Below are 12,314 nucleotides of genomic sequence, written 5' to 3' on the forward strand. Positions count from 1 at the left end.
CATGACTTAACAGGGCATTTTGGATTGCTCCGTCAGGTCTAAACGGTGGATCAGTCCCGCGAGGGGGCACCACGGTGATGAGGTGTACTGGTGCGAGAGAATGGCGGCATGGAGATGCCGAGGAACGAACGGTCGCCGGAGAATCCCCAGATCCTCGTCGTGGGCCAGGACGGGATGGCACTCGGCGGCGGGGACGAGGAATCCCGCGAGACCCCGGTGACGGAGCAGGTCGAGCAGCCGGCCAAGGTCATGCGGATCGGCAGCATGATCAAGCAGCTCCTGGAGGAGGTGCGCGCGGCTCCTCTCGACGAGGCCAGCCGGGCCCGGCTGAAGGAGATCCACCACAGCTCGGTGAAGGAGCTGGAGGACGGCCTGGCGCCGGAGCTGGTCGAGGAGCTCGAGCGGCTGTCCCTGCCGTTCAACGACGACACCACCCCCAGCGACGCGGAACTGCGGATCGCCCAGGCGCAGTTGGTGGGCTGGCTGGAGGGTCTGTTCCACGGGATCCAGACCACGCTGTTCGCCCAGCAGATGGCCGCGCGGGCCCAGTTGGAGCAGATGCGCCGCGCGCTGCCGCCGGGCATGAGCCACGAGGGCGGGGACGACCCCCGCACCGGTGGCCGCTCGGGCGGGCCGTACCTGTAGACCGTCAGCACGACATCCGAGATCACACCGCATGAGAAGGGGCCCGGCGGACGACCGCCGGGCCCCTTCGTCAGCGCGCGCGCGTCACTGCGGCGGGTTGCCCGTCGACACGCTCAGCTCGATGGTGCCCGGGTCCTTCTTGTCGACGTCCGAGCCCTGGGACGGGAACTGGTCCAGCACGGTGCCGTCACCCCAGGTGTTGTTGTCCACCTTCTTGATGTTCATCATCCAGCCCGCGGCCTGGAAGCAGGCCTTCACGGAGTTGATGTCCTTGTACCGGAAGTCGGGCAGTTCGATCTTGCTCGCGTCGTCCCACGCCTTGGTGGGCTCCGTGCACTGGGTCTTGTCGATCACCTTGGAGCGGTCCGGGGGGCGGTAGCCCGACCGGTGCGCGGAGGACGTCGAGGCGCTGGCGCTGGCGCTGGCCCCGCCGCCCCCGCCGGTGTCGTCGCTGCTGCTGCTCATCGACATCGCGACGATCAGACCGACGACCGCGACGAGCGACACCGCGATCGAGCCGATGATCACCGGCTTGTTGCTCTTCCCGCCGCCGGAGCCGCCGGAGCGCCCTCCGGTCTGCGTGGCCGGCTGGGGCGAGATCGTGTACGGCGGCGGGGTCGCGGCGCCCTGCGGGCCGTAGCCGACCGGGGGCGCCGTCTGCTGGGCCTGCTGCGGGTAGCCGTAGGCAGGCGCGGGGGTGTGCGCGGCCGGGGCGGCCGTCTGCGGGCCGTACGGACCCGGCTGGTACGGCGTCTGCACCGGCCCGGGGGCCGTCTGCGCGGCCTGGCCGACCGGCGGGAACACCGCGGAGCCCACGCCCGAACCGCTCTGCTGCGGCCCGGCGCCCGGCACGATGCTCGGCGGGGCCGCCTGGAAGGACGCGGCGATCCGCAGGCACTCGTCCCGCATGGCCTCGGCGGTCGGGAAACGCTCGTTCGGGTTCTTCTTCAGCGCGCGGGCGACGAGCGCGTCCACGGCGGGCGGCAGGGAGCGGTTGATCGAGGAGGGCGCGACCGGCTCCTCCTGCACATGCGCGTAGGCGATCGCCAGCGGCGAGTCCGCGTCGAACGGCAGCCGCCCGGTGACCAGCTGGAACAGCATGATGCCGACCGAGTACAGGTCGGAGCGGGCGTCCACGCCCCGGCCGAGCGCCTGCTCCGGCGAGAGGTACTGCGGGGTGCCGACGACCATGCCGGTCTGGGTCATCGAGGTGACACCGGACTGCATGGCGCGGGCGATGCCGAAGTCCATCACCTTGACCACGCCGCGCTTGGTCACCATCACGTTGCCCGGCTTGATGTCGCGGTGGACCAGCCCCGCCTCGTGGCTGATCTCCAGCGCCGCGAGCACGTCCGCGGTGACCTTCAGGGCCTTGTCCGCGGGCATGGCGCCGTACTGCCGGACGTCCTCCTCGAGGACCGAGCCCAGCGGGCGGCCCTCGACGTACTCCATGACGATGTACGGCATCGCCATGCCGTCCAGCTCGTCCTCGCCCGTGTCGAAGACGGAGACGATGTTGGTGTGCGTGAGCTTCGCCACGGCCTGCGCCTCGCGGCGAAAGCGCTCGCGGAAGGCCTGCTCCCGGCCGAGTTCCGTATGGAGCGTCTTGATCGCGACCTGGCGGTCGAGCACGGCGTCGTACGCCAGGTGCACCGAGGCCATGCCGCCTTCGCCGAGCAAGTCGCGCAGCTGGTAGCGGCCGCCGGCCAGGCCCTGCCCCGCGTACCGGCCGTGTGCGCCGTCCTGGCTCATGTCTCCGCGTCCCCCACTGCCCGTCCGGCGCCGTCGTCGATCGCGTCGTATCCGCTGCTGATCAGACGCCGGCCGCGCAGGCCTTGATCGAATGTGTCATTACCGGCCAAGTCTGCCCCAGGCCACTGACACGTCAAGCTCGGTGCCCGTTCCGTGACCGTACGCGAAAGAAGCGTCGCGCAAGCGTTACAGGGGGCGTACGACCGGCGCACAGAATTTGCACGACAGCGCGTGCTACAGGTTTGATGGCCGGTCCGGCGCCGGGCCGGTCCCGGTTCCGGTTCCGGACCGGCGGGCCCGACGGAGGCTGTAGCGTGGCCGACGGAGACCGTGACAACACCGCGCGCACCGCGGGCAGAAACGACGGCGAGGACTGATGGCACAGACGCAGCGCGCCCAGGGCCCGTCCGACCCCGAGGCGACTGGCGGCGGCATGTCGGACGCGCCGGAGATGTGGGGCAACGGCGGGCTCGTCGGCGACGGCCGGTACCGGCTCACGCACCGGCTGGGCCGGGGCGGCATGGCCGAGGTGTTCGCCGCCGAGGACGTCCGTCTGGGCCGTACCGTCGCGGTGAAGCTGCTCCGCGCGGATCTCGCCGAGGACCCGGTCTCCAAGGCCCGCTTCACCCGTGAGGCGCAGTCGGTCGCGGGCCTCAACCACCACGCGATCGTCGCCGTGTACGACTCCGGCGAGGACGTCGTCGGCGGCCAGTCCGTGCCGTACATCGTGATGGAGCTGGTCGAGGGCCGCACCATCCGTGACCTGCTGATGACCGCCGACGCGCCGGGTCCCGAGCAGGCGCTGATCATCGTCTCCGGGGTGCTGGAGGCGCTCGCCTACTCGCACCAGCACGGCATCGTGCACCGTGACATCAAGCCGGCCAACGTCATCATCACGCACAGCGGCGCGGTCAAGGTGATGGACTTCGGCATCGCCCGCGCCCTGCACGGCGCGTCCACGACGATGACCCAGACCGGCATGGTCATGGGCACGCCGCAGTACCTCTCGCCGGAGCAGGCGCTCGGCAAGGCCGTCGACCACCGCTCCGACCTGTACGCGACCGGCTGTCTGCTGTACGAACTCCTCGCGCTGCGGCCCCCGTTCACCGGCGAGACCCCGCTGTCGGTGGTCTACCAGCACGTCCAGGACATGCCGGTGCCGCCGTCGCAGGTCTCCGAGGGCTGCCCGCCGGAGCTGGACGGCCTGGTCATGCGCTCGCTCGCCAAGGAGCCGGACGACCGGTTCCAGACGGCCGAGGAGATGCGCGGCCTGGTCCAGTACGGCGTGCAGATGCTGTACGACCAGGGCGGCTACACCGGCACCTGGAACACCGGCCCGGTGGAGGCGCACGACGGCCGGCACACGCCGGCGGGCGGCTTCGCGGGGACGACCGCGATGCCGCACCCCATGGACGGCGCCGGCACCGCGCAGATCCCGCAGTCGATCCTGCCGCAGGGCTACGGCGGCGGTGACGACGGCGGCTTCGAGGGACACGGCAACAGGGGCAGCGGCCGCGGCAAGCTCTGGGTGCTCGCCGTCCTCGCGGTGATCGCCATCGCGGCGGGTGTGGCGCTGGCGCTCAAGAACACGGGCACCACCCACAGCCCCGGCACGGACACCAAGCCGACGACGACCCACTCCAAGTCCACGGACCACAAGACCGACTCGCCGACCCCGTCCGACAACGGCACCGGCCAGACCTCTGACACCGGCACGGGCAGTGGCTCGGACACCGGCTCCGGCTCCCACTGGACGTCGCCGACGCCCACGCCGTCGGACACCCCGTCGCAGCCGGACACCACCGACCCGTCCACCGCGCCCACGGACCCGGCGACCTCGCAGTCGCCGCCCACCAGCCCGACGGACGGCGGCACCGGCACCGGCACCGTGGACGGCGGCACCGGCACGGGCACCGTGGACGGCGGCACGGACACCGGCACCACGGTCGGCGGCGGTACGGACACCGGGGCCACGGACGGCACCACGGGCGACACCGGTCCTTGAAGGTCACCCACGGCGACCGTCCCGCCGGGCACCCCGTCGCCCCGCGGGACGTCGTCCTGAGGGCGGTCGCCGTCAGCCGGTGAACGCGTCGCACACCGCGTCGTACGCGCGTGTCCACCACACCACGAGCGCCGACGCGGCCGGGAACTGGCAGTCCGCGCGCGTGTCGCCGCGTTCGTAGTGCCAGCGCAGCATCCAGAAGTCGTTCAGCCGCTCCCACCACACCCGGTGCACGGCCGCCGCCAGCTCCGAGGGCGCCGCACCGGCCGCGCGCCGGTACGCGCGCGCGTAGGCGCGCACTTTCGGCAGGTCCAGCGTGCCCGCCGGCCGTACGAAGAAGATCGCGGCGGCGCGTACGGCCTCCTCCGCGCGTGGCTGCACGCCGAGCCGGTCCCAGTCGACGATCGCCGCGGGTGCGTCGTCGTCGGTGTAGAGCAGGTTGAACGGGTGGAAGTCGCCGTGCACCCAGCCCACCGAGGCGCCGCGCGGCGGGCGCCGGTCGGCGTGCTGCTCCAGCAGGGCGCGGCGCTCCTGGAGCCGGTGCCGGGCCAGTTCGTCGAAGGCGTCCGCGGGGCGGTGGCGGTCGACGTGCGCGAGCAGGCCGTCGATGACGGTGAGGGTTTCGGCCGGGTCGGCGCTCTCCACCGGGTGGGGGCTGGTGGCCGGGCGGGTGCGCCCCTTCGGCGGCATCACGCGCTCCAGGCAGGCGTGCACGGCGCCCAGGAGTGCGCCGAGGCGTGCGCTCTCCCCACGGGTGAGCTGGCCGCCGTGGCGGTGTCTGCCGTCGATCCACGGGTGCAGGGCGTAGGCGTGGCCGCCGATGACGGCGACGGTGCGGCCCTCGCGGTGGGTGAGCGGCAGGGCGACCGGGACGCCGAGGTCGGCGAGGCGCTGGGTGGCGCGGTGCCGGCGTTCGATGGCGGCCGGATCGGCGGTGTCCGGGTCGAAGTGGTGCTTGAGGAAGTAGCGGCCGCGGGTGGTGCAGAGCCGGTAGCCGCGGTTCAGCAGGCCCTGTTCGACCGGTTCACAGGTGAGGGCCGTACCAGCGGCGTAGAGGTGCAGCAAGGGGCCGAGAGGGGGCGCGTGGGGCACGGCGGGTGGTACACAAGAGCGCGGCACGCGGCAGATGCTAGGGCACGAAAAGAGGCCTGTGAGCTGCGGGTTATCACAGACAGTCGCTGGCGATCGCTTTCGGTCATGCGGCGGGCTTTATCAAATGTTTCCGTTGCTTCCGCTCTTTTCCGCCTGCATTCGGACTACATCGGGCCGCGCAGGAATTCTTGATCGTCTTCTCGGCGGGACACCCCGCTGGGGAGGATTGCCATGATTTTTCGGTCTTGGCACGGCGAACCGGTCTCGCACGCAAACTCTTCCCGTGAGCTGGGTGAGCGGGATAACGTGCGCATGTTCCGGCCGCGACAAGGCTGTGACCAGCACGCTTGCACACCACCCCGATTTACTTGGAAATCCAAGCAAAATCGCAGGTCAGGTGGGGTTTCACAGAATTGTGAAGCACTGGGTAACGTAATGGTTGCAGGGCGCTCGCCGGGGCACCTGTCACGCCTGTTCCCGGCCGAGTGGCACCCACCCCGTGCCCCGTGGTCGAACAGGTGAGCCGCACTGGCCTACCGGCAACCCCGGGGGCCGGAACGACGGAGGAGCACACGTGACCGTGGAGAGCAGTGCCGCGCGCAAGCCGCGACGCACCGCCGCAGGCAAGGCCGGCACCACCGGCGACAAGACCGGTACCGCCGGGAAGACGTCCGGGGCCACCGGCACCAAGCGCACCACCCGTACCAACCGCACCACCGCCCGGAGCACCGGGCCGGAGCTGGTACAGCTCCTGACCCCCGAGGGCAAGCGGGTCAAGAACGCCGAGTACGACTCCTACGTCGCCGGTATCACCCCCGAAGACCTGCGCGGCCTGTACCGCGACATGGTGCTCACCCGCCGCTTCGACGCCGAGGCCACGGCCCTTCAGCGCCAGGGCGAACTGGGCCTGTGGGCGTCCCTGCTCGGCCAGGAGGCCGCCCAGATCGGCTCCGGCCGCGCGCTGCGCGACGACGACTACGTCTTCCCGACCTACCGCGAGCACGGCGTCGCCTGGTGCCGCGGGGTCGACCCGACCAACCTGCTCGGCATGTTCCGCGGCGTGAACAACGGCGGCTGGGACCCGAACGGGAACAACTTCCACCTGTACACGATCGTCATCGGCTCGCAGACGCTGCACGCCACCGGCTACGCCATGGGCGTCGCCAAGGACGGCGCGGACTCGGCCGTCATCGCCTACTTCGGCGACGGCGCCTCCAGCCAGGGCGACGTGGCCGAATCGTTCACCTTCTCCGCGGTCTACAACGCGCCCGTCGTGTTCTTCTGCCAGAACAACCAGTGGGCGATCTCCGAGCCCACCGAGAAGCAGACCCGCGTCCCGCTCTACCAGCGCGCCCAGGGCTACGGCTTCCCCGGCGTCCGCGTCGACGGCAACGACGTCCTGGCCTGCCTCGCGGTCACCAAGTGGGCGCTGGAGCGCGCCCGCAGCGGCGAGGGCCCCACCCTGGTCGAGGCGTACACCTACCGCATGGGCGCCCACACCACCTCCGACGACCCCAGCCGCTACCGCGGCGACGAGGAGCGTCTGTCCTGGGAGGCCAAGGACCCGATCCTGCGCCTTCGCCGCTACCTGGAGGCCGCAAACCACGCGGACGAGGGATTCTTCGCGGAACTCGAGGCCGAGTCCGAAGCGTTGGGCAGGCGAGTGCGCGAAGCGGTCCGCGCCATGCCCGACCCGGACCACTTCGCCATCTTCGAGAACGTGTACGCGGACGGGCACGCGCTCGTCGACGAGGAGCGAGCCCAGTTCGCCGCCTACCAGGCGTCGTTCGCGGACGCAGAAGGGGGTCACTGAGATGGCCGAGAAGATGGCGATGGCCAAGGCCATCAACGAGTCGCTGCGCCGCGCCCTGGAGACGGACCCCAAGGTCCTCGTCATGGGCGAGGACGTCGGCAAGCTCGGCGGTGTCTTCCGGGTGACCGACGGCCTCCAGAAGGACTTCGGCGAGAGCCGGGTCATCGACACCCCGCTCGCCGAGTCCGGCATCGTCGGCACCGCGATCGGCCTGGCCCTGCGGGGCTACCGCCCGGTGGTGGAGATCCAGTTCGACGGCTTCGTCTTCCCGGCGTACGACCAGATCGTCACCCAGCTCGCCAAGATGCACGCGCGCTCGCTGGGCAAGGTCAAGATGCCGGTCGTGGTCCGCATCCCCTACGGCGGCGGCATCGGCGCGGTCGAGCACCACTCGGAGTCCCCCGAGGCCCTGTTCGCGCACGTCGCCGGCCTGAAGATCGTCTCTCCGTCCAACGCCTCGGACGCCTACTGGATGATGCAGCAGGCCATCCAGAGCGACGACCCGGTGATCTACTTCGAGCCCAAGCGCCGCTACTGGGACAAGGGCGAGGTCGACACCGAGGCCATCCCGGCCCCGCTGCACAAGGCGCAGGTCGTCCGCGAGGGCACCGACCTGACCCTGGCGGCCTACGGACCGATGGTGAAGCTCTGCCAGGAGGCCGCCGCCGCGGCCGCCGAGGAGGGCAAGAACCTGGAGGTCGTGGACCTCCGCTCGGTCTCGCCGCTCGACTTCGACACCCTCCAGACCTCGGTGCAGAAGACCCGCCGTCTGGTCGTCGTCCACGAGGCGCCGGTCTTCTTCGGCTCCGGCGCGGAGATCGCCGCGCGGATCACCGAGCGCTGCTTCTACCACCTGGAGGCCCCGGTGCTCCGGGTCGGCGGCTACCACGCCCCGTACCCGCCGGCGCGTCTGGAGGAGGACTACCTGCCGGACCTGGACCGCGTGCTCGACGCCGTCGACCGCTCGCTGGCGTACTGAGGGAGAGGGTCGTGACGACGATGACGGAAGCGTCCGTACGCGAGTTCAAGATGCCGGACGTGGGCGAGGGCCTCACCGAGGCCGAGATCCTCAAGTGGTACGTCCAGCCCGGCGACACGGTCACCGACGGCCAGGTGGTGTGCGAGGTCGAGACCGCCAAGGCGGCCGTCGAACTCCCCATCCCCTACGACGGCGTGGTCCGCGCACTCCACTTCCCCGAGGGCACCACGGTGGACGTGGGCACCTCGATCATCGCCGTGGAGGTCGCGGGCGCCGCACCGGCGCAGGCACCGGCCGCCCAGCCCGCCGCAGAGCCCGCGGCACCGGCGGAAGAGCCCAAGCCCGAGGGCCGCAAGCCGGTCCTGGTCGGCTACGGCGTGGCCGCCTCCGCCACCAAGCGCCGCCCCCGCAAGGGCCCCGAGGTCACCGTCCCGGCAGCCGCGCAGGCGCTCCAGAAGGAGCTGAACGGCCACAGTGCCGTGCCGCAGGACCGCCCGCTGGCCAAGCCGCCGGTGCGCAAGCTGGCCAAGGACCTCGGTGTCGACCTGGCCACCGTGGTCCCGTCCGGCCCGGACGGCGTCATCACGCGCGAGGACGTCCACGCGGCGGCCACTCCGAGGACCGCGGAGCCGGCCGCCCCGGCGGCCCCGGTCACCCCCGCCCCCGCCGCTCCCGCGCCGGCGGTCACGTCGTACGACACGGCACGCGAGACCCGCATCCCGGTCAAGGGCGTCCGCAAGGCGACGGCGCAGGCCATGATCGGCTCGGCCTTCACCGCCCCGCACGTCACGGAGTTCGTGACGGTGGACGTGACCCGCACGATGAACCTGGTCGAGGAGCTGAAGCAGGACAAGGAGTTCCAGGGCCTGCGCGTCAGCCCCCTCCTCGTCATCGCCAAGGCCCTGCTGGTCGCCATCAAGCGCAACCCCGACGTCAACGCGTCCTGGGACGAGGCGAACCAGGAGATCGTGCAGAAGCACTACGTCAACCTGGGCATCGCCGCGGCCACCCCGCGCGGCCTGATCGTGCCGAACATCAAGGACGCGCACGACAAGACCCTGCCGCAGCTGGCCGCCGCGCTGGGCGAGCTGGTGACGACGGCCCGCGAGGGCAAGACCTCCCCGGCGGCCATGCAGGGCGGCACGGTGACCATCACCAACGTCGGCGTCTTCGGCGTCGACACCGGCACGCCGATCCTGAACCCAGGCGAGTCGGCGATCCTCGCGGTCGGCGCGATCAAGCTCCAGCCGTGGGTCCACAAGGGCAAGGTCAAGCCGCGCCAGGTCACCACCCTGGCCCTCTCCTTCGACCACCGCCTGGTCGACGGTGAACTGGGCTCCAAGGTCCTCGCCGACGTGGCGGCGATCCTGGAGCAGCCGAAGCGGCTGATCACCTGGGCGTGAGGCGGTAACACCGCACCACCCGGAGGGGGCGAGCGCGACACGGGCTCGCGACCGCCCCCTCGCTCACACCCCGCGCTCAGCTCCGGGACGCGGGCTGCGCACGGAACCAGTGGCCACCGGTGCTCCAGCCCAGCAGGCGGCGGCCCGTGCCCGCGTCGGCCGGGGTGCCGGCCAGGGCCTGGCTCAGGCCGGTGAGGGCCGGACCGAGACGTCCCGCGACATGCCAGGGCTGACGGGCGGTCTCCTCGGCCAGGCGGCCGACAGCGTGCCGCTGGGCGTCCGCTGTGCACAGCGACAGGAAGAACACCATCTGCCGCCAGGCGTAGGCGACGTCCTTGATGGTGCCGAGTGGGCGCGGGTGGTGCTGCACCTGTCCGGTGAGCCGGCATACGGTGCCGAAGCAGCGCAGCGCCAGCTCGTCCCAGCCGATGCCGGGGTCGATGCCCGCCCGGTGCACGAGCGTGGCCAGGTTGTGGGTGGTGAGGATCTGCGCCTGCTCGATGACCGTCCCGTTCCGGGCGACCCAGGAGGTGGACGTCCCCGCGCCCGGAGCGAACCGTTCCGCCCGCTCCCGGCACAGCGCGGCGAAGCCGGGCGACGTATGCGCCCCGCCGGACGGGTATGGCCCAGGGGACCGCAGTGCCGTGTTCCCCGCCTCCACGATCGCGAGGTTGCGCAGCGCCCGGTAGTCGATGGCGTAGTACCGCTCGTAGAGGGAGCCGTGGAGGAGTTCGGCCGCGACCCGCGCGGCCGTCAGGAACTTCGGGCTGAAGGTGCCCATGAAGATGTCCGCCGCGAGTTCCTCGGTGAAGGGCGCCCCCAGCTCGGCCTGGCGGGCCAGCACGGACAGCTCGCGGATCAGCGGGTTGGGCAGGATCGTGCCGGGGAAGGCCCGCACCGCGAGCCCGCCCAGCTCGCGCAGCGCGGCGGCCGCCACCTCGTCCGCCCCGGCGTCCGTCCGGTGGGCGGCGACGGCCCGGACCCAGGGCAGCTCCTCCACCCGTACCTGCCGCTCCAGGTTGAACAGCAGCAGGGAGCGGCGGTTGCGGAACGCCCGGTAGTTCGCGGCGGCCAGCGAGCGCAGGGCCGGTTCACGGTGGGCCGCGGCGGTGGTGGCGGCGACCAGCTGGGGGACCAGCTCGGCGAGGACCTCCGCCGAGGGCACGACACCGCGGTCCACGAGCGTCCCGACGGGTGCGCTGAGCGCCGCCTCGACCGGCCGGCGCACGGCCGGTGGAATCACCGCGCCCACCGGCACACGGGCGCCGCCGGGCACACCTGCGCCACCGGGCACACCTGCGCTGCCGCCTGCCCCGGTCGCGTCCGGCACGGCCGTGGCGGCGGCCTCCTCGGCGCTCACCGGTGCGACGGCCGCCGCGACATCGCTCACCCCGTCGTCCCCGGGCAGGCCGGACAGCCGCCCCAGCACCACACGGGCCAGCGCATGGTGCGAGGGCAGTGCGGCCTGGGCGGCCTGCGCCCGGCGCAGCGCGGTGTGCTCCGCGGAACCGGGCAGGCCGCGCCGCCGGACCATGGACGCGACGGCGTGCCGCACCAGCCCGAGCCGCCGCGGTGCCAGATCCTTCCCGGTGACGACCTCCGCCAGCGCCCCGCACAGGATGCCCAGGTTCTCCTTGGGCTTGCGGTGCTTGGTGCAGTGGGTGTGGCGCCGGCCCAGTTCGCGGTAGCGCCGCAGCAGCCCGGCCGAGCGGGCGTGCCAGTCGCCGTCGGTGGGGCGCGGGAGGCGGACGTACCCCTGCTCGTCCGTCACCTCCAGCCAGTGCCGCAGCAGTTCGTCGCCGAAGGGCTGCCAGACGGCCAGGGCCTCGCGCTGGGTCTCGACGGCCGTGCTGGGCTGCCGGCGGGCGAGCGCCGCACGGGCGTCGGCGACGGTGGAGCGGTGCACGGCGTCGGGCCGGGGCGCGGGCCGGTCGGCCGGCCGCGGACAGAACCGCAGCCGGTCCGCGAAGGGGGCCAGCTCCTCGACCAGGTCCAGTGCCGCGTCCGTCTCCCCGGCCCGGACCAGCCAGGCCACGGTGAGCAGGGCGGCCTCCTCCGGCACGGTCACCTCGTAACGACCGCTGTCGAGAAGGCCGTAGAGCCGCGCGAGTCCCTCCTCGGTCAGGAAGGAGGCGAACAGCGCCTGCCGCTCCTCCCGGACGCCGGCCCGGCGCGCGGCGGCGATCTCGTGGTCGAGCAGCGGGCCGCCCGCGCTCGGCCGGCCGGTGGCGAAGCCGCCACGCACCACCTCGGGCGTGACCCAGGCGGGCAGTCCGGCGACGGGGGTGCGGGAGCCGATCGTCAGCCGGCCGCTCGCCATCCCGTCCAGGACCGCACGCCACCTGCGGCCGCGTTCCTCGCCACGGCGGCGGGTCTCGGGGTCCGGGTGGGTGGCGGCCGTACGGAACGCGGCGGCCAGCTGACCGGCCGCGTATCCGGGGTTCGCCTGCGCGAGGTGCTGCTGCTCAGCGTCGTCCTTCATAGCCGGCATGGCGGGTTCCGCCCCCGCGCCCTCCGGGTGAAGAGCCCGGTGCTCTGCTGCTGAGCTACATGCCGATGCCCCGAAGCTAGACGGCGGGCCGCTGCCGTACAAACGGGTTTTCGCCGCGCAGGCCGGGAGACGTC

8 protein-coding genes and 1 tRNA gene are annotated in these 12,314 nt (G+C 72.2%); 5 read left to right on the top strand and 4 right to left on the bottom strand.

All coding sequences use genetic code 11. The annotated features are described in order from the left end of the window. Positions 1–108 precede the first annotated feature (108 nt). Positions 109–645, top strand: coding sequence for a bacterial proteasome activator family protein (locus tag ACFVIU_RS09360; protein ID WP_385841621.1), 537 nt, complete (start codon positions 109–111; stop codon positions 643–645). 84 nt (positions 646–729) lie between these two features. On the opposite strand, the gene ACFVIU_RS09365 is transcribed toward ACFVIU_RS09360, so the two are convergent. After that, on the bottom strand, positions 730–2,397 hold the full coding sequence (locus ACFVIU_RS09365; RefSeq protein ID WP_385841622.1) for a protein kinase: 1,668 nt from the start codon (positions 2,395–2,397) through the stop codon (positions 730–732). Positions 2,398–2,773: 376 nt separating this feature from the next. Here ACFVIU_RS09365 and ACFVIU_RS09370 point away from each other — a divergent pair, with 376 nt between their 5' ends. After that, a complete protein-coding gene (locus ACFVIU_RS09370) occupies positions 2,774–4,402 on the top strand; it encodes a protein kinase (RefSeq protein WP_385841623.1) in 1,629 nt (542 codons plus the stop codon). Between the two features lie 72 nt (positions 4,403–4,474). Here the strand turns inward: ACFVIU_RS09370 and ACFVIU_RS09375 are convergent, their stop codons facing one another. Then, positions 4,475–5,494, bottom strand: coding sequence for a phosphotransferase (locus ACFVIU_RS09375; protein WP_385841624.1), 1,020 nt, complete (start codon positions 5,492–5,494; stop codon positions 4,475–4,477). 574 nt (positions 5,495–6,068) lie between these two features. Here ACFVIU_RS09375 and pdhA point away from each other — a divergent pair. The 3 genes from pdhA to ACFVIU_RS09390 are packed head-to-tail and all read left to right on the top strand — an operon-like array spanning position 6,069 to position 9,689. Then, positions 6,069–7,307 carry a pyruvate dehydrogenase (acetyl-transferring) E1 component subunit alpha gene (gene pdhA / locus ACFVIU_RS09380; protein ID WP_385841625.1) on the top strand — a complete coding sequence of 413 codons (1,239 nt, stop codon included), beginning with the start codon at positions 6,069–6,071 and terminating at the stop codon, positions 7,305–7,307. 1 nt (position 7,308) lies between these two features. Further along, on the top strand, positions 7,309–8,286 hold the full coding sequence (locus ACFVIU_RS09385; RefSeq protein WP_385841626.1) for an alpha-ketoacid dehydrogenase subunit beta: 978 nt from the start codon (positions 7,309–7,311) through the stop codon (positions 8,284–8,286). Between the two features lie 11 nt (positions 8,287–8,297). Beyond that, on the top strand, positions 8,298–9,689 hold the full coding sequence (locus ACFVIU_RS09390) for a dihydrolipoamide acetyltransferase family protein (protein ID WP_385841627.1): 1,392 nt from the start codon (positions 8,298–8,300) through the stop codon (positions 9,687–9,689). A gap of 76 nt (positions 9,690–9,765) precedes the next feature. Here ACFVIU_RS09390 and ACFVIU_RS09395 read toward each other — a convergent pair whose 3' ends face one another. Both ACFVIU_RS09395 and ACFVIU_RS09400 read right to left on the bottom strand, forming a co-directional pair. Beyond that, the gene (locus tag ACFVIU_RS09395; RefSeq protein WP_385841629.1) at positions 9,766–12,171 is read right to left on the bottom strand and encodes a hypothetical protein; all 2,406 of its coding nucleotides are present in this window, start codon (positions 12,169–12,171) and stop codon (positions 9,766–9,768) included. Positions 12,172–12,173: 2 nt separating this feature from the next. Then, a tRNA-Lys gene (locus ACFVIU_RS09400) sits at positions 12,174–12,245 on the bottom strand. Positions 12,246–12,314 lie beyond the last annotated feature (69 nt).

It is taken from the genome of Streptomyces sp. NPDC127190, assembly GCF_042672505.1.
Taxonomy (GTDB): Bacteria; Actinomycetota; Actinomycetes; order Streptomycetales; family Streptomycetaceae; genus Streptomyces.